This window comes from Marinobacter vulgaris, assembly GCF_003344045.1.
GTDB lineage: Bacteria > Pseudomonadota > Gammaproteobacteria > Pseudomonadales > Oleiphilaceae > Marinobacter > Marinobacter vulgaris.
Genome location: NZ_QFWX01000001.1, coordinates 311,820 through 329,169, shown reverse-complemented (window position 1 = coordinate 329,169; position 17,350 = coordinate 311,820). Strand labels below are relative to the sequence as shown.

At 59.4% G+C, this 17,350-nt stretch carries 20 protein-coding genes and 1 other RNA gene; 13 read left to right on the top strand and 8 right to left on the bottom strand.

The window, feature by feature from the left end; all coding sequences use genetic code 11:
- Positions 1–6 precede the first annotated feature (6 nt).
- The 3 genes from tatB to DIT71_RS01530 are packed head-to-tail and all read left to right on the top strand — an operon-like array spanning position 7 to position 1,924.
- Positions 7–417 (top strand): Sec-independent protein translocase protein TatB, encoded by a 411-nt coding sequence (gene tatB, locus DIT71_RS01540; RefSeq protein WP_114611437.1) that lies wholly within the window; start codon positions 7–9, stop codon positions 415–417.
- Positions 414–1,208, top strand: coding sequence for a twin-arginine translocase subunit TatC (tatC, locus tag DIT71_RS01535; protein ID WP_114611436.1), 795 nt, complete (start codon positions 414–416; stop codon positions 1,206–1,208). Before tatB ends, tatC begins: the two co-directional genes overlap by 4 nt.
- Positions 1,205–1,924 (top strand): 16S rRNA (uracil(1498)-N(3))-methyltransferase, encoded by a 720-nt coding sequence (locus DIT71_RS01530; protein ID WP_114611435.1) that lies wholly within the window; start codon positions 1,205–1,207, stop codon positions 1,922–1,924. Before tatC ends, DIT71_RS01530 begins: the two co-directional genes overlap by 4 nt.
- On the opposite strand, the gene DIT71_RS01525 is transcribed toward DIT71_RS01530, so the two are convergent.
- Genes DIT71_RS01525 through DIT71_RS01510 form a run of 4 tightly spaced genes read right to left on the bottom strand, consistent with a single transcriptional unit; the run spans position 1,921 to position 6,363 of the window.
- On the bottom strand, positions 1,921–3,141 hold the full coding sequence (locus DIT71_RS01525) for a UbiH/UbiF/VisC/COQ6 family ubiquinone biosynthesis hydroxylase (protein ID WP_114611434.1): 1,221 nt from the start codon (positions 3,139–3,141) through the stop codon (positions 1,921–1,923). The genes DIT71_RS01530 and DIT71_RS01525 overlap by 4 nt on opposite strands.
- Complete coding sequence (gene ubiH / locus DIT71_RS01520) at positions 3,134–4,414, bottom strand: 2-octaprenyl-6-methoxyphenyl hydroxylase (RefSeq protein WP_114611433.1); 1,281 nt, start codon at positions 4,412–4,414, stop codon at positions 3,134–3,136. The genes DIT71_RS01525 and ubiH overlap by 8 nt, the downstream gene beginning before the upstream one ends.
- Positions 4,415–4,416: 2 nt before the next feature.
- Positions 4,417–5,739 (bottom strand): Xaa-Pro aminopeptidase, encoded by a 1,323-nt coding sequence (pepP, locus tag DIT71_RS01515; protein WP_114611432.1) that lies wholly within the window; start codon positions 5,737–5,739, stop codon positions 4,417–4,419.
- A gap of 27 nt (positions 5,740–5,766) precedes the next feature.
- Positions 5,767–6,363: a UPF0149 family protein gene (locus DIT71_RS01510; protein ID WP_114611431.1), complete on the bottom strand. Its 597-nt coding sequence runs from the start codon at positions 6,361–6,363 to the stop codon at positions 5,767–5,769.
- Between the two features lie 139 nt (positions 6,364–6,502).
- Here DIT71_RS01510 and DIT71_RS01505 point away from each other — a divergent pair, with 139 nt between their 5' ends.
- Positions 6,503–7,156 carry a ZrgA family zinc uptake protein gene (locus tag DIT71_RS01505; protein ID WP_114611430.1) on the top strand — a complete coding sequence of 218 codons (654 nt, stop codon included), beginning with the start codon at positions 6,503–6,505 and terminating at the stop codon, positions 7,154–7,156.
- 23 nt (positions 7,157–7,179) lie between these two features.
- Here the strand turns inward: DIT71_RS01505 and DIT71_RS01500 are convergent, their stop codons facing one another.
- On the bottom strand, positions 7,180–7,731 hold the full coding sequence (locus tag DIT71_RS01500) for a DUF3299 domain-containing protein (protein ID WP_114611429.1): 552 nt from the start codon (positions 7,729–7,731) through the stop codon (positions 7,180–7,182).
- A 58-nt stretch (positions 7,732–7,789) separates the two neighbouring features.
- Between DIT71_RS01500 and DIT71_RS01495 the strand changes: the two genes are divergently transcribed.
- The 6 genes from DIT71_RS01495 (at position 7,790) to DIT71_RS01470 (ending at position 11,274) form a co-directional block, all read left to right on the top strand.
- Complete coding sequence (locus tag DIT71_RS01495) at positions 7,790–8,503, top strand: ABC transporter ATP-binding protein (RefSeq protein ID WP_167507445.1); 714 nt, start codon at positions 7,790–7,792, stop codon at positions 8,501–8,503.
- Positions 8,500–9,774 (top strand): ABC transporter permease, encoded by a 1,275-nt coding sequence (locus DIT71_RS01490; RefSeq protein ID WP_114611427.1) that lies wholly within the window; start codon positions 8,500–8,502, stop codon positions 9,772–9,774. Before DIT71_RS01495 ends, DIT71_RS01490 begins: the two co-directional genes overlap by 4 nt.
- A 102-nt stretch (positions 9,775–9,876) precedes the next feature.
- The gene (locus tag DIT71_RS01485) at positions 9,877–10,083 is read left to right on the top strand and encodes a TIGR02449 family protein (protein WP_007153200.1); all 207 of its coding nucleotides are present in this window, start codon (positions 9,877–9,879) and stop codon (positions 10,081–10,083) included.
- Positions 10,083–10,379, top strand: a complete 297-nt coding sequence (locus DIT71_RS01480) for a cell division protein ZapA (protein WP_114611426.1) — start codon at positions 10,083–10,085, stop codon at positions 10,377–10,379. The genes DIT71_RS01485 and DIT71_RS01480 overlap by 1 nt, the downstream gene beginning before the upstream one ends.
- Before the next feature lie 64 nt (positions 10,380–10,443).
- Positions 10,444–10,623, top strand: a non-coding RNA gene (ssrS, locus tag DIT71_RS01475) — 6S RNA.
- 3 nt (positions 10,624–10,626) lie between these two features.
- A complete protein-coding gene (locus DIT71_RS01470) occupies positions 10,627–11,274 on the top strand; it encodes a 5-formyltetrahydrofolate cyclo-ligase (protein ID WP_167507439.1) in 648 nt (215 codons plus the stop codon).
- A gap of 3 nt (positions 11,275–11,277) precedes the next feature.
- Here the strand turns inward: DIT71_RS01470 and DIT71_RS17980 are convergent, their stop codons facing one another.
- Positions 11,278–11,427, bottom strand: coding sequence for a hypothetical protein (locus DIT71_RS17980; protein ID WP_167507440.1), 150 nt, complete (start codon positions 11,425–11,427; stop codon positions 11,278–11,280).
- 271 nt (positions 11,428–11,698) lie between these two features.
- Complete coding sequence (ilvA, locus tag DIT71_RS01465) at positions 11,699–13,234, bottom strand: threonine ammonia-lyase, biosynthetic (protein ID WP_114611425.1); 1,536 nt, start codon at positions 13,232–13,234, stop codon at positions 11,699–11,701.
- 140 nt (positions 13,235–13,374) lie between these two features.
- Here ilvA and rpiA point away from each other — a divergent pair, with 140 nt between their 5' ends.
- From rpiA to ppa, 3 genes are all read left to right on the top strand, one after another.
- Entirely contained in the window at positions 13,375–14,055 is a 681-nt protein-coding gene (gene rpiA, locus DIT71_RS01460; protein ID WP_114611424.1) for a ribose-5-phosphate isomerase RpiA, read from the top strand.
- Positions 14,056–14,240: 185 nt separating this feature from the next.
- The gene (locus DIT71_RS01455) at positions 14,241–15,407 is read left to right on the top strand and encodes an acyl-CoA dehydrogenase family protein (protein WP_227537899.1); all 1,167 of its coding nucleotides are present in this window, start codon (positions 14,241–14,243) and stop codon (positions 15,405–15,407) included.
- 94 nt (positions 15,408–15,501) lie between these two features.
- A complete protein-coding gene (gene ppa, locus DIT71_RS01450) occupies positions 15,502–16,029 on the top strand; it encodes an inorganic diphosphatase (protein ID WP_114611422.1) in 528 nt (175 codons plus the stop codon).
- Between the two features lie 76 nt (positions 16,030–16,105).
- On the opposite strand, the gene DIT71_RS01445 is transcribed toward ppa, so the two are convergent.
- Positions 16,106–17,158: a DUF2333 family protein gene (locus DIT71_RS01445; RefSeq protein ID WP_114611421.1), complete on the bottom strand. Its 1,053-nt coding sequence runs from the start codon at positions 17,156–17,158 to the stop codon at positions 16,106–16,108.
- Positions 17,159–17,350: the final 192 nt, after the last annotated feature.

Sequence of the window (17,350 nt, the reverse complement as noted above, 5' to 3'; positions counted from 1 at the left end):
GGCTGAATGTTTGATATTGGCTTTGTCGAGCTGCTGATCTGCGGCGTCATCGCGTTACTGGTTCTCGGCCCCGAGCGTCTGCCCACGGCAGCACGGGCGGCCGGGCGCTGGATTGGTGGCGCCCGGCGTATGGTCAGCCAGTTTTCCTCGGAGCTCGACCGCCAACTGAAGGCGGAAGAGTTGCGGGAGGAGCTGCGTAAAGCCGGCGACGTTGGTCTGGACGATGTCCAGAAGTCGGTTCGTGGCGCCCTGGATGAGGCCAAAAAATACGAACACATGATTCTCTCCGACGACGAGAAACCCGCGCAGCGGTCGGCACCTGCCACCCGGCGTGTCGCCGAGCCGGCAGAGCCCGAGATCAAGCACAACGAAGACTCCCAGAAACACCAGGACAGCCCCCCGGATAACCGTTCATGACCACCAAGCCTGACGGCAAAAACACCCAAGGCCCAGACGAAACGCAACCGGAAATGCCACTGGTCGAGCATTTGCTGGAGCTGCGTAACCGCCTGTTGAAAATGGTGTTGGCGGTGATCATCTGTTTTGCGGCCATCTATCCGTTCGCCAACGAACTCTACCTGCTGATATCACAACCCCTGCGGGATCTGCTTCCGGTCGGCCAGACCATGATCGCCACCGACATCACCTCGCCGTTCTTCGCACCGTTGAAGCTGGCTCTGGTGCTGGCGGTATTCGTGGCAATTCCGGTGATCCTCTATCAGCTCTGGAGCTTTATCGCGCCGGGGTTGTATGCCCATGAAAAGAAACTGGCGTTTCCGCTGCTGTTCACCTCGGTGATCCTGTTCTACCTGGGCGCGGCTTTCGCTTACTTCGTGGTATTTCCCCTGGTGTTCGGCTTCTTCACCGCCATCGGCCCCGAAGGGATTGTCGAGCTGCCAGACATCACCAGTTACCTGAATTTTGTGCTGAAAATGTTTTTCGCCTTCGGCATTGCCTTCGAGATACCCATCGCCACTATCCTGCTGATTCTTACCGGCGCCACCACCCCGGAAGACCTTGCGGCGAAGCGGCCGTATATTGTGGTGGGCTGCTTCGTGATCGGCATGCTGCTGACCCCGCCGGACATCATTTCCCAGACCCTGCTGGCGCTGCCCATGTGGCTGCTGTTTGAACTGGGCATCCTGTTTGGCCGGCTCGCCCGGCGCGAAGTAAAGGACCCGGACGCCACTGAAGCCTCTGGCGAATGAACCTGGCGTTACTGTTCACGGAAGACTTTGTCGCGGCTGACCACGCCTTACTGGCCGGGCGCCGGCTGGCGCACCTGCATTCTGTTCTGAAGGCCACTGAAGGTGACCTGGTTCCGGTGGGTCTGGTGGACGGCGAGATGGGCACGGGCCGGGTGCTACGGCTCACTGAGACCGAGGCCCTCCTGCAGGTGAAACTCACCGATCCGCCACCGGCGCCGCTACCTCTCACCCTGGTCCTGGCCATGCCACGGCCCAAGATGTTCCGCCGCGTTCTGCAGACCTGTGCCACCCTTGGCGTCAAGGATATCTGGCTGGTCAACAGCTACAAGGTCGAGAAAAGCTTCTGGCAGACGCCCTGGCTGTCAGAGGAAAACCTGCGGGAGAATCTGGTACTCGGCCTGGAGCAGGCCCGTGACACTCTCATGCCGCGGGTTCATATCCGCAAATTGTTCAAGCCGTTTGTGGAAGATGAACTGCCTGCGCTGCTGAAAAACACCCGCGCGCTGGTCGCCCACCCCGGCACCAGCTCACCCTGCCCGACCCATATCGAAGGGCCGGCGACGCTGTGCGTGGGCCCGGAAGGCGGGTTTATTCCCTACGAGGTGGATAAGCTGATCGAGGCCGGGTGCGAAGCCGTGCATCTTGGCAGTCGCATCCTGAGAGTGGAAACGGCGGTGCCGGTTCTGGTCAGTCGCCTGTTTGATGCTGGCGCCTAGTCAAGCCCCATGGCCTCAGCGGCGATGCGGTTCTTGACAGGACCGAGCTGGTTCAGCCAGTTCATGCCGGTATTGCGCAGCCAGCGTGCGGTCAGTTCATCCCTGCCAAACAGCTGCTTGAAACCCTCCATGGCCGCCATCACGGCAAGATTCTCGCCTTTTCGGCGACGCTGATAGCGCGCCAGCACCCGTTCGTGGTCAGGGGGCGTGCCCACCTTTCGGGCCCGGTAGAGTTCATCCAGCAGGACGCGGACATCGCCATAGCCCAGGTTTGCGCCCTGCCCGGCCAGAGGATGTATGGTGTGGGCCGCATCGCCCACCAGTGCGAATCCGCTGGCGATATAGTCCTTGGCGTGGCGCTGGCGCAATGGAAATGCATAGCGGCGCGAAACCACCTCTACTGCTCCCAGCTCCTGTTCTATCGCCCTTTCCAGTTCTGCCTTAAAAGCGTTGTCGTCCAGTGCCATCAGCCGGCGGGCTTCTTCGGTGTCCTGGGACCAGACGATGGAGCAGAAATGTTCATCACCGGATTCCGTCAACAAGGGCAGGAAAGCCAGTGGCCCGGTGGGCGAAAATCGCTGCCAGGCAGTGAACCCATGGCTGCGGGCGGTTTGCACCGTGCAGACAATGGCCTGTTGGTCATAATCCCATTCCCGGGTTGGCAACCCCACCCACTGGCGCAGGCGTGAATGCGCGCCATCGGCGGCCACCACCAGGCGGGCGGTCAAAGTGCGACCGTCTTCAAGCCGGATCCCGCGAACATCGCCCTCCTGACGCCAGCCGCTGACCCTGACGCCGTCAATCAGCTCAACAGTACTATCGGCAAGCGCGGCAAACAGCGCCTGCACGATCCGGCGATTCTCGACAATAGTCCCCAGCGCCGGCGCCCGCAACTCCGCGGCTTCAAACTGAATGCGGCCGGTGCCGTCCCCGTCCCAGACCGTCATGGTCTGGTAGGGGCAGTGGCGACCGGCGGCAATATCCGCCCACACGCCCAGTTGTTCGAGCAGTCGCTGACTGGCTATTGAAATGGCGCTGACACGGGGATCAAAACCGTCCACCCCGGTGGCTTCCGCAGGCGCCTGCAGCAACGCCTTGCGCTCGCTGCCCTCCACCAGACCGACCCGCCAGCCCTGACGCGACAATCCCAGTGCCAGAGCCGAGCCTACCATGCCGCCGCCCACCACCAGGATGTCGAAATTCGCTTGTTCAGTCATGGTTGCTGCGTTCCGTTGAGGAGGCGCCGGGAGCGCGGATGTCGGCACGGCGGCCGCCCAGCCCCATCGCCTGGCGGGCAAACCAGCGCTTGGCCCCGGGTAACAGGTCGAGCCCGATCAGGCCAGCATCGCGGGCGGTCGTCGCCAGAGGCCGATGAGCGCCAAAAAGCTGGATAAGTGAATCGGAAAACCGCACGGTTTGCTGCCAATCCCGGCGATGGCGGGCCTGATAGGCTTTCAGAGCCGCCAGACTGCCCAGCGGCCGTTGCTCCTGTGCTGCTACCCGGAACTGCTCCACCAGGACCATCAGCCCTCGCAGCGCCAGGTTAAACCCCTGCCCCGCCACCGGGTGCAGGGCATGAGCCGCATTGCCCACCAGGACAACGCCGGGGCGCACGGACTCATCCACGGTTTTCAGGGTCAGCGGGTAATGGTTGCATTCGCCGATGCGGGTAAACCGCCCCAGGCGCCAGCCAAAACGCTGTTGCAGGCGCTGGCACTTCTGGGTGTCATCCAGCGCCAGAAGCTCGTCGAGAGCATCGCTGGCAAGGGTCCAGACCAGGGCTGCTGTGTTTCCCGCCCGGGTTGGTGAGCCATGGGGTAACAATGCCATCGGCCCGGCATCGGTGAAGCGTTCATAGGCGGTATAGTTGTGACTTTGGCTCGTGGAGACGTTGGCGATCAGCGCGTGCTGGCCATAGGCCTGCTCATCGACCCGAAACCCCAGCTTTTCCCGCAGACCGGAACGGCCGCCGTCAGCTACCACCAGGCATTGCGCGGTCAGTTGTCGCCCGCCATTGTCGGCACCAAGCGTCACTCTTACACCGTCCGCAAGGGGCTCCATGTCCGTCACTTCCGCTGGCGCCTGCCAGACCACGTTGGTGTGCAGCAGTTCCCGCATCAGGCACAAACCCATCCAGCGGTTGTCTGCGACATAACCCAGGGCTTCCTGCTGGTGGTCGGCGGCGTTCAGCCTCGTGGCGCCGAAGTGACCCCGATCCGATACGTGGATATGGCGGATTGGTGTGGCGTGTTCAGCAAGGCGCTGCCATAGCCCCAGCTCTTCAAATATCAGCCGCGATCCCCAGCCCAGCGCCGTTGAACGGGCGTCATAGCTGGGCTGGTAGCTGTCCGGCAGCGCCTCCGGAGACAACGGAAATGCTTCCACCACCGTCACTCGCAGCTGCGGCAGGGTTCGCGCCAGCGCCAGCGCCAGGGTGGCTCCCGCCAGCCCCCCGCCGGCGATGATGATATCAGTATCGTGCTGTTTCACAGTCAGTCGGCCATCAGCGTTTCAATCTCCGGGATGGTTTTGGGGACGGCATCGGTGAGTACCCGGCAGCCCTCCTTCGTCACCACCACGTCGTCTTCAATACGAATGCCGATGCCGCGCCAGCGCTCATCCACGTCCGTATTATCCGGCGCGACGTACAGTCCCGGCTCAACTGTCAATGCCATGCCCGGCTCCAACTGACGCCAGGCGTCACCCACCTTGTAGTCACCCACATCGTGCACATCCATACCCAGCCAGTGGCCGGTACGGTGCATGAAGAAGGGCTTGAATGCCTGTTCCTCAATGGCCTGCTCCACGGTGATGTCTTTCAGCAGGCCAAGATCGATCAGTCCCCGGGTAAGCACTTTCAGCGCGGCCTGGTGGGGGTGATCCCAGTGATTGCCCGGGCGGACCTGTTCTATGGCCGCGTACTGTGCTGCCAGTACAACCTCATACAAAGCCCGCTGCTCGTCGCTGAATCTGCCGCTGACGGGGAAGGTACGGGTGATATCAGAGGCATAGCATTCCAGTTCACAGCCAGCGTCAATCAGTACCAGATCGCCTTCGTTCAGCGGAGCGCTGTTCTCGATGTAATGCAGGATGCAGGCGTTCTGGCCGCCGCCCACAATGGAAGGATAGGCCGTGGAGCGGGCGCCGTTTTCCATGAAGGTATGGATCAGCTCCGCTTCCAGGTTGTACTCGTAGCCGCCCTTGCGGGCACGTTTCATCGCCCGCTTGTGGGCTTCGCAGCTGATTTCGCCAGCCTTTGCCATGACCCTGATCTCGGCCGCGCTCTTGTACAGACGCAGGTCATGGAGCAGGTGTTCCAGAGCAACGAATTCCCCGGGAGGGTGGGCGCCGGAGCGCACCTTGCTGCGGATCACCTTGACCCAGTCCATCACCTTGGTGTCAAAGCTCTGGTCCTTGCCCAGCGGGTAATACACCCGACTGCGGCCCTCGATCATGCCCGGCAGGATGTCGTCAATGTCGGAAATCGGAAAGGCATCGTCCAGACCGAAAGTTTCAATGGCCCCCTCCTGGCCGGCCAGGAAACCATCCCAGAGCTCCTTCTCGGGGTTGCGCTCCCTGCAGAACAGCACCGACTCGCCGTGCTCACGGCCCGGGATCAGCACCAGAACTGCCTCAGGCTCGCCGAAACCGGTCAGGTAATGAAAGTCACTGTCCTGGCGAAACGGATGCAATACATCCCGGTTACGCACTCGCTCCGGCGCGGCCGGCAATATGGCGATACTGTCTGGCGCCATCCGCTCCATCAGCCGGCGGCGGCGATCATTGAATTCCTTGACGGGTATCAGTGAGGCCATGATCTCTCCCACGGTTGATAAAGTTGCCTAGTGCAGGGTCGGGGTGTTGGGTGCCGGCTTTTCCGGCGGGTTGAACTCGGTAAACACCGCAAGGGCACCCAGCCGCACGTATTCGACTATTTCCATCAATTGCTGTTCACTTTCATCATCCGGTTCGTCATCGTCGGCAACCTGGCTGATGGCCACCAGGTCTTCAATCAGCTCGCGAATCTCGTCCGGCGCCTCGCCCAGAGCCTGGCCTGCCGACAGCGCCATGCCCTCGAGGAAGCCCCGCACCCAGGACGTCAGCGCTTCCAGGCGCTGTTCAATGGCGTAGTCATCATCCGGCAACAGCGGCTGGAAACTCATGTCAGTGGCCTTGAGCAGCTCCAGTGTCTGGCTGTAGGCCGACGCCATGAATTGCCGCAGGTCGTCAGATTCGTCGGTCGCGGTCGCGGGCAGGCCCATGTGTTCGCAGACCATGGCCAGCCATTCCTCTTCTTCTATACGGGCACCGGCAGCAAGTCGGCCACAAAGAACGCCGTGAAGCTCCGACGGATGGCTGAAAGCCTTATGGGCAGTGAATACATTGGCCCAGCGCTCGAAGGCCACGGCGCGGGCGTTGGAGGTGTCAGTTTCGGACATGAAACGGGACGGTCCTGTATCGGTGGATGAAAGCCTATCCTAGCATTCGGTCAGGGTTAAGGCACTTGCCCTCTTGATTCCCGACGGGTAAAGAGTAAATTATGTTATAACATATCAAAACTACCGGGAGCATAGCCCCATGCCCATCCGTATGCCGTCCAGTAACGCCCGCCATTCGAACCGCACAGCACCGCTGCTGGCACTTGTCAGCCTGATCGCAGCTGGCGCGGTGGTGCCAGCTGTCCTGGCCGCTGACAACCCCGGTGCCCACGAACATGGCCACGCCCGCTTGCAGATGGCGGTGGAGAACAACCGTGTTGACCTGATGTTCAACTCACCGGCCTATAACCTTGCCGGGTTCGAGCACGAAGCACGCACAGAAGCCGAAAAAAACCAGTTGGCAGAGATCCATCGCTGGCTGGAGACAACGCCGCTGGTCAACATACAAGCGGCCAACTGCCGCGTGAACTATGCAACGGTTCAACTGGGCGGGAACATGCAGGCAGCGCACGGGAATGATCATCACGATCATCACCAGGAAGACAGCCATGACCACCACGAGCACGAGCACGAGCACGAGCACGAGCACGACGATGAGGGTGCGACGCACCGGGAATTCAACGTATCCCAGCAGCTGCAATGCGACCGCATCGGAACAGGCGAGGAATTCACCTCCGCACTGATGCAGCAGTTCCAGAACCTGGAGGAGCTTAACGTTGAATGGGTGGGGCCGTCCGGTCAGGGTAGTGCCAGGCTGACGCCTTCAGCCAGGGCGTTCACCCTGAACGACTGAGCCTGTGCCAAGCCGTACTCGCCCTACTCTTCGTAGGGCGTGACATTGTCGGCAACGATCGAATAAGAAGACGAGGCGATGTCATTCTCGGTTCTGTCGATCTGCAGGGTCCCCTCGATCCAGACCGGATCGTACAGGGCTTCCAGCTTGAAGCCCTCTTTGTACTTTACATGGATGATCTGATTCGGGGGCGGGGGTGGCACATGAATACAGGCACCGTAGTAAGGCACCAGGAAAAACTCGAGAATGCGCATATCCTGGGTCGTTTTCAGCGGCACCACAAAGCCCGGAATGCGGCCGGATTTGCCTTCCATCTCCGGGACCACACGCCCGGTCATGATTTCGTCCGGCAATGTCGCAGGTCCGTCGCCTTCATGGATGACTTCCGGCAGGTTTTCAAGCAGATTGAGATCCTCCTCCGGCATCAGTTCGAGCCAGTCGATCTCCGCCGAGGCTTCTTCTGCGCTGGCCGCTGCCACCACGCTCAACGCTGCCGTGAACACCAGGGCGGCAAGTGCCGGCAAAGGAACCGCGAGTCGCCTACGCTGTCCAGTGACTTTCAGATGTTGAACCATAAAACGGATTACTCCTGAACCAGTGCCAGAATCATACACCGGATGACCGATGCCTGACATGACCAGCAAGACAGACTTGCCGGCGGATAGTTCCACCGCCCCCAGACAAGCCCTCCGTATCTGCAACCTGAGCTTTCGCTGGGACGCCACCCAGCCGCCCCTTAGCTATCCGGACATTACGCTGAATACCGGTGAACACCTGTTTCTGAGAGGCCCGAGTGGCAGCGGCAAGAGCACCCTGCTGAGCATGCTGAGCGGCCTGATCGTGCCGGACTCCGGCACGCTGACGTTGCTGGGCAAAGAACTGGCCAACCTGACCAGTGGCCAGCGGGATCGCTTCAGGGCCGACCACATGGGCGTTATTTTCCAGCAGTTCAATCTGGTGCCCTACCTCACCACCTTGGGCAACGTCATGCTGCCCTGCAGGCTTTCGGAACAACGTCGGTCACAGGCCATGCCCACGCCACAGCAGGAGGCGGAATCGCTGCTGACCGCCCTGGGCATTCCACAGAGCCACTGGCACCGAAGGGTGACCGGGCTGAGTGTGGGCCAGCAACAACGCGTAGCCGCCGCCCGGGCCCTGACCGGCGCCCCGGAACTGATCCTGGCAGACGAACCCACCTCGGCCCTGGATAGCGATAACCGCGACCGGTTCATCGCACTGCTACTGGAACTTGCTGCAGAAAAACACTCCTCGGTCATTTTTGTCAGTCACGATCAGAGCTTGGCGCAGCGGTTTGACCACCGGATCACACTGGAGGTGGCCCCATGACTGTGCGGCTGGCGTTTTCACTGGCCATGGCAAGCCTCTGGTACCGGCGCAGAGTGCTGGCTCTGGTCACCCTCACGCTGACCCTCAGCATTACCCTGTTGCTGGGGGTCCAATACCTCCGTACCGAGGTCAAGCAGTCTTTTACCAATACGGTCTCCGGCACCGACCTCATCGTGGGCGCCCGCAGCGGTCAGCTGAACCTGCTTTTGTACACCATCTTCCACATCGGCGATGCCACCAACAACATCCGCTGGAGCACCTACCAGCAGTTGCAGGAAGATGAGCGCATCGGCTGGCTGGTGCCCATCTCCCTGGGGGACAGCTATCGCGGGCACCGCGTGGTGGGCACCAGCGAACAGTTTCCCGAACATTTCCGCTATGGCCGCGACCAGAAGCCGGAACTGGCAGTGGGCGAATGGTTCGATGACGTCTTCGACGTGGTACTGGGAGCACGGGTGGCCCGCGAACACGGGCACCAGCTTGGCGATGACATCGTTCTCTCCCATGGTGGTGGCAGGACCAGCTTTTCCAATCACAAGGACACTCCGTTTACCGTCACTGGCATTCTCGCGGCCACCGGCACTCCCATGGACCAGGCGGTTTACATCGGCCTGGACGGACTGGAAGCCATTCATATCGGCTGGGAGTCGGGCGTGGCCATCCGGGGAAGGACGGTCACCCCGGAACAGGCCAGAAAGCGGGATCTGACACCGGAGACCATCACCGCTGCGCTCGTTGGCATTGATCGCAAAGTGCTGACCTTCCAGGTCCAGCGACACATCAACGAGTCAGGAACCGAGCCGCTGACCGCCATTCTGCCGGGGGTAGCGCTCAGCGAGCTCTGGCGGATCATGGGCCAGTTCGAAAAAGCCCTGCTTGGCATTACCGCTTTTGTGGTGATCACCAGCCTGATCGGGCTCGTGGCGGTGCTGTTGACCCTGCAGGCGCAGCGGCGGCAGGAAATCGCCATACTCAGGGCCACCGGAGCCTCGCCCATGCTGATTGCCGGGCTGCACGTGATCGAATGTGTGATACTGGCGCTGGCAGCCTGCGGGCTTGCAGTGGTCGCAGGCGCCGCCGGGGTTGCCGGGCTCAGCCCATGGCTGCTGGACACATGGGGCATTCAGGTGGGCCTGCGGCCACTGAACGCCATGGAATGGCTGATTATTGCCTGCGTCCCGGCCGCTGCGTTTCTCGTGGGTCTGATTCCGGCGCTTCAGGCCTGGCGAGGCAGCCGCAAACAGGGGCTGGGCCATGTTATTCCAGAGTGACGGACATCACGCATCATGGGCCATGACATCCCTGTAAATTGACCAGCTTGCAGTCCACACTTATAGTTAGTTCACCTCTTTGATACAGGCGTTGGACGACTCATGGAACAGTCCGAACTACAGGCGTTGGCGGACAAGCTCGACAGGCTGATTGAGCACTGTCGCAAACTGGAACGTGACAACGCGATGCTGCGCGAGCTGCAGGACGACTGGAACCGTGAGCGGGCGCAGCTCATGCACAAGAATGATCTTGCCAAAAACAAGATCGAAGCCATGATAGGCCGCCTCCGGGCCCTGGAGCACCACTGATGCCACAGCATCCGACAACCGTCGAAGTCAAGATACTCGACAAGGAATATCTGGTCGCCTGCCCTGAAGAACAGCAGAACGCTCTGCTGCAGGCAGCGAGGCACCTGGACATAAAAATGCGGGAAATCCGCTCCAGCGGTAAGGTCTTCGGCACCGAGCGCATTGCCGTAATGGCCGCCCTCAACATCACCCACGATTTCCTGGAGCGGGACACCATGTCCGGCGCTGCCAGCTCGATTCTCAATGCCATGGACGAGAAACTGGACACGGCGCTGGGTGAATCCTCAGGTAACTAAGCATTACACACGGATCCGATTCAGGTGTTGCAATCAGCCCCGGCAATGCCCGTATAATAAGAACAACTTCCTGGGCTGTTCGCTGGTCGGATTCGTCCTCGAGCCGATGCGCACTACCCAGGTGGCTACTTCAGGGCATTGTGAGCACGTCCCCTTACGGGGAAAGCCTAATATGTCACAGCGGCCACCAACCTTGAACTATGGGTTCAAGGGCCACATCCGATAACGGCAGCCCGGGAAGCTTATTTTGTCCAACGTTATCTCCCCCCAGCCCTTCGAAGACCACCCGAATTCGCAAACACGCAGCAGACTCCGCAAAAGCCTCCGGCAGAAACGCCGTTCACTGTCAGTGCAAGAACAGCATGTTGCCGCCGACCGGCTCGCACTGAACCTGCTGCAACATCCCGATCTTTACCGCGCCCGCCATGTGGCGATCTACCTGCCCAACGACGGCGAAATCGACCCCGAGGTTTATGCCCATATCGCGCGGCAGCGCGGAATCCGTTTTTACCTTCCGGTACTGCACCCGGTCCACCACGGCAGACTCGTGTTCAGCGCCTACACCGACAGCACGCCGCTGACGCCCAACCGTTTCGGCATCCCCGAACCCCCTTTTCACGAGGGGCTGAGGCGGCCACCATGGGCGCTGGATGCGGTGCTGTTCCCACTGGTAGGTTTTGACCGGTTCGGAGGCAGGCTCGGAATGGGCGGGGGCTTCTACGATCGCACGTTTGCCTTTACCCGCAGTCGGCCACGGCTGGCGCCCAAGCTGATCGGCCTGGCCCATGAATGTCAGAAGGTATCGGAATTACCACTGGAGCCCTGGGATATCCCCCTGCACAGCGTGGTGACTGACAACAGACGTTACCGCATGAAAGCGAAAAGCGGGCGGTAGCGTTCAGTTCCTGACAGCGGACACGATAACCGCTTCGGTCTCGGAAGCGGTGGGCTCATCATCAGATGCCTGAAGCGATGTGAAGCCAGTGACCACAAGGCCAACGGCAAAAATCAGCACAACCATCCGGATAATGTCAGGCTTGCGGCCCATGGCGGGAATCTCCGGTATCCGTGAGAGTAAAGTCTATTCAAATCAGAGAAATATTCTTGTTTTAAAGAATCAGCAAAAAGACTAACACCTATATTGAATTTTACAATTTTTCACGGGTTAAAGTTCGGTAAGCTTTCTCAAAGTCTGCTGAACCGGGTAGGGAGCCCCCTCCCGAAACTGTGCGGAGCCATGGATGGCGGAGCTCAAGCGTCACAGGGAGGTGCTTGAGCGTGTTTCGGGAGGGGGCTCCCTACCCGGTTCCCGCACCAGATTACGAAGGCTTGTTATTACCGGCGCCCAAGAACAGCTGGTAAGCCTCGTTATCGGTCATGTTTTCGTAGCGAAAGCCGACTTTGTCGAGCATTTTCTCGAAATCTCGCACTTCCTCATCCTCCACCTGAGCGCCCAACAGCACCCGGCTATAGGCGGCACCGTGGTTCCGGTAATGGAACATGGAGATGTTCCAGCGGGTGCCCAGTGACATAAGGAATTTCAGCAGCGCACCGGGGCGTTCGGGGAATTCGAACTGGAAGACTTTTTCGTTGGTGATGGTCGGGGCATGGCCGCCTACCATGTGACGGATGTGCTGCTTGGCCAGATCGCTGTCGGTCAGGTCAACAACGGCATAGCCTGTTTCGCGCAGCTCCTGCACCAGGTCTTCGCGGCCGTGGCCACCAGCCTGGATCTGGATGCCTACGAAAATGGTGGCGTTGGTGGCATCGGCGTAGCGGTAGTTGAACTCGGTGATACTGCGCTTGTGCAGGGCGTTGATAAAGGTTTTGAAGGCACCCGGCTTCTCGGGGATGGTGACCGCCAGGATCGCTTCGCGTTTTTCCCCGATTTCCGTGCGCTCGGATATATAGCGCAGGCGGTCGAAGTTCATATTGGCGCCGCTGAGGGTGGCCACCAGGTTCTCGTTCTCAATCTTCTCCCGCTCGATGTACTTCTTGAGACCCGCCACACCCAAAGCACCAGCGGGCTCGGCGATGGACCGGGTATCCTCGAACACATCCTTTATGGCGGCGCAGATCTCGTCGGTGGAGACGGTAATGACCTCGTCCACGTGATCCTTGCAGATTTCCCAGGGATACTTGCCGATCTGCTTGACGGCCACACCGTCCGCAAAGATTCCCACTTCGTCCAGTATCACGCGCTTGCCGGCTTTCAGCGCCGCCTGCAGGCAGTTGGAATCCTCCGGCTCAACACCAATCACCTTGATTTCAGGCCGCAGGTATTTGATATAGGCGGCCATGCCGGCAATCAGCCCGCCGCCGCCTACACAGATGAAGATGGCGTGGATGGGCTTGCTGAACTGCCACATGATTTCCATGGCCACCGTCCCCTGGCCGGCAATCACGTCGGGATCGTCGTAGGGGGGGATGTAGGTGTAACCGTGTTTCTGGATCAGCTCCTGGGCATGGGCTGCCGCTTCGTCAAAGGCATCGCCTCGCAGAACCACTTTGGCGCCATGATCCCGTACCGAGCGCACTTTGATTTCCGGGGTGGTCTGGGGCATGACGATCACCGCCTTGATGCCGAGGTTCTTGGCAGCCAGGGCCACGCCCTGGGCATGATTGCCGGCAGAAGCACAAATCACACCTTTGGCTTTCTGCTCCTCCGAAAGCTGGGCAATCCGGTTATAGGCGCCACGAATCTTGAAAGAAAATACCGGCTGAAGATCTTCGCGCTTGAGCAGTATGTTGTTGCCAAAGCGCTTCGAGAGGCTGCGGGCCTCGGTCAGCGGGGTCTCGATGGCCACATCGTAAACACGGGCATCGAGGATTTTCTTTATATAGCGTTGCGGCATGGTTCCGTCCGGAGGTTGATGTTTTGTTGGAAAAACGCACAGTGTAGAAACTTTGCCGGGGTTTCGTCTATAAGCTGGCCGGTCGGAGGCGCTATAATGAAAGGTGCTGTGACCATTTTTTCAAAAACGGAGCTCTCACGATGAATCAGGACGAACTGAAAAAAGCCGTCGCCCAGGCTGCACTGGACTATATCAGGCCCCATCTCGACCAGGACAGCATTATTGGCGTAGGCACTGGCAGCACCGCTAACTGTTTTATCGACCTGCTGGCCGAAATGCGTAATGACTTCGACGGTGCGGTTGCCAGTTCCGATGCCACGGCGGAGCGGCTCAAGAGTCACGGTATTCCGGTGTACGACCTGAACAGTGCTGCACCTCTCGAGTTTTATGTGGACGGTGCGGACGAGACCAATGAACACCTGGAGCTTATCAAGGGCGGTGGCGGCGCCCTCACCCGCGAGAAGATCATAGCGGCGGCATCCAAAACCTTTATCTGTATTGCGGACGAATCGAAAAAGGTGGGCATCCTCGGGACGTTTCCGCTGCCGGTGGAGGTCGTGCCCATGGCCCGCAGCTATGTCGGCCGCGAAATCGTGAAGCTGGGCGGCGACCCGGTGTACCGCGAGGGTTTCACGACTGACAACGGCAACGTTATTCTCGATATCCATAACCTGGATATTTCCCGGCCAATTCAGGTGGAAGAGAAGCTGAACAACATTGTGGGTATTGTCACCAACGGGCTGTTTGCCCGGCGGCCTGCGGATTTGCTGTTGCTGGGAACCGATGACGGCGTTAAGACCATTTCCCGCGAAGACGGCTAGCTCGGGTAAGCCTCGAAGAGGTGGGCTCATCAGGGGCACGCTGTGAATACGTCCCTGTACGCTCGACAAAAACATCCTTGTTTTTGACGTCCCCTGATGAGCCCACCTCTTCGCGACCCTGACTTTTTTGGATCTCTCTTTACCAAGCGCTTGCTTGGTTATTCAATCTGGGTAAGACTGCTTCCATGATTTTGATCACAGGGAGCTTTACCGTGTCCGATTACTTCAACGGAACCCATGAGCAGGTTCGCCAGAGTGCGCGCAAGTTTATTGCCACCCACGTTCTGCCTTACATAGACGACTGGGAAGAAGCCGGGGAGTTTCCCCGGGAGCTCTACAAAAAAGCCGGAGATGCGGGGCTTCTTGGGGTGGGTTTTCCGGAAAGCCTGGGTGGCGTCGGTGAAGGCGATGTGTTCATGAAGGTCGCCGTTTCAGAGGAACTGATGCGTTCGACCTCAGGGGGGCTGGTGGCAGGCCTGGGGTCACTGGATATCGGCCTGCCGCCGGTGGCGAAATGGGCCCGGCCAGAGATCAAGGAGGCCATTGTGCCTCCGGTATTGCGCGGTGAGAAAATTGCCGCACTGGCGGTCACCGAGCCTGGCGGGGGCTCGGATGTGGCCAGTCTCAAGACGCGGGCAGTCAGGGATGGCGATCACTACATCGTCAATGGCAGCAAGACTTTCATCACCAGCGGTATTCGCGCCGACCATTACACGGTGGCGGTTCGCACTGGCGGTGAAGGCCATGGCGGCATCAGCCTTTTGCTTATTGATCGTGACATGCCGGGCTTCTCCACCGGCAAAAAGCTGCGCAAGATGGGCTGGTGGGCCAGTGATACCGCGGAGCTGTTTTTCGAAGACTGCCGGGTGCCCGCGAACCGGCTGATCGGCGCAGAAAACGCGGGTTTTATTGCCATTATGAGCAATTTCCTGTTCGAGCGGCTGAGTCTGTCGATCATGGCCTATATGACCGCCGAGATTGCCCTCGAGGCCGCCATGGCCTGGGCCGGGCAGCGGCAGGCGTTTGGTCGCCCTGTCAAAGGCTTTCAGGTGACGCGCCATAAGCTGGTGGACATGGCTACCCAGGTGGATGTGGCGCGGGAGTACACCTACCGCTGTGCCGCGCTGATGCAGGCCGGCAAGAATCCGATCAAACAGGTGGCCATGGCAAAGAACTTCGCGGTGGACGTGTGCGAAAAAGTTACCCGGGAAGCCGTCCAGATCCACGGCGGCATGGGTTATATGCGGGAATCCGTGGTTGAGCGGCTTTACCGGGACGGCAAGATACTGTCGATCGGTGGCGGTACCGACGAGATCATGAAGGAATTGATTGCCAAGCAGATGCGGTTGTAGCAAGACCAACGTTTAGTTTCGATCCACATCAATGTCCCGTATAATTGCGACCACTTTTTAAACGCAGTTAAACGCACTTCAGGAAGGATCACTCATGAACTTCGATAACATCCCGGTTGGCAAGAACCCGCCAGAAGACATCTACGTGGCCATCGAAATCCCGGCCAACAGTTCCCCGGTCAAGTACGAGCTGGACAAGGACATGGGCGCGCTGCTGGTAGACCGCTTTATGGCTACCCCCATGTTCTACCCGGCCAACTACGGCTTCATCCCTCACACCCTTGCCGATGACGGCGACCCGATCGACGTACTGGTTGTGACTCCCTATGCCATACAGGCAGGTTCCGTTATTCGCTGTCGCCCGGTTGGCGTACTGAACATGGAAGACGAGGCCGGCGGCGACGCCAAGCTTGTTGCCGTTCCCCACGACAAGCTGACCACCTCGTACCACAACGTGCAGGAAATCGACGACCTGCCGGAACTGCTGCGGGACCAGATCCACCACTTCTTCGAGAACTACAAGACTCTCGAGCCGGGCAAGTGGGTCAAGGTTCAGGGCTGGGGCAATGCGGCCGCGGCCAAGCAAGCCATTCAAGCTGCCGTGGACGCCTACAAGGGTTAAAACCAGCGCTTACAGGCGAAGACAAAAAAACCGGGCCATTTTGCCCGGTTTTTTTTGGCGATCTGCTTTACCGGTATCAGCCCCGGCTCAGCAAATCACGCATGTCGCTGATTGCAGCACTGGCACGTGACAGGTATGCCGCCATGGTCAGTGAATGGTTGGCAAGAACCCCAAAGCCGCTGCCATTGAGGATTACCGGACTCCACATCTCGCCCTGAGCCCCTTCCAGCTCAATGATGATCTGTTTGGCGCTGGATACGGCGTTCTTGTCGTTCAGCACCTTGCGGAAATCCACCTCAATGGCGCGGAAGATGTGCAGAAGAGCCCAGGAACTGCCACGGGCTTCATAAAATACATCGTCAATTTTGGTCCATGGGGTTTTGACTTCCTCCCCCATTACATCTTCGGAAAGCGGATCGTCCGGATTGATGTTGGACACTGCGTCAGAGACCGACGCCTTGCCGACACTCTCGCCGAGGGTCCGGGACAGACTGCCCAGGCGCGTTTCAAGATCCCCCAGCCAGTTGGCCAGGTTATCGGCTCTGGCGAAGAATTGGGCGTCGGGCTGGTCAGGGCGGGAAAGGCGCTCAAGGTAGCTGCGAAGCGCTTCAATGCCCCTGCGATATTCTGCCTCGGTAGACGGGAGTGCCCAGCTGCCACTGTCAAAGTGAAGCTGTGGCTCGGCAATAACCAGATCCTGGTCTTCCGCAGACTGGCTCTGGGCGCGGCTGATATCTCTACGCATTGCACGGGCCAGGTCCCGAAGCTGCACCAGCACACCATATTCCCAGTTGGGCATGTTATCCAGCCAGACCCCGGGAGGAGCAATGTCGTTGGACAGATACCCGCCGGGCTTGTTGAGCATTGTCTCTGCTATGCGAATCATGGTCGCAGTGGTGGCAAAGCCGGTGACAGGCTCTCGCTGCATTTCATTAGCCACCGCCCGGGTATGTTCGCGAACCGAGAACTCATCGGGTTCGCTGCTCCAGATCATTCCCAGCACCAGCGCGACCAGCAAATAAACAACAACTAAAGCCAGGATGAATTTTCCGACCACGCCACTGCCTCCGAAAAAATCCCGAAGGTCGTCTTTGCGGTCGCTGAAATACTGTCTGATTTTTCCTGACATTGGCTGTGTTTCCCCTGTTTATCGTTTCCCGTGTGCGCGCTCTGGCTACCATGAAGCAAAGGCAAGTTTTATGCAATTTGCGGCCTTACTGCAAGCAACGAAAATCTCCCTGGCCGGATTAACGGTTTCTGAAGCGGATGTGACCTGCACCGCAGAATTGACAAACATTTACATCCGGTCACCTGCGCCGAC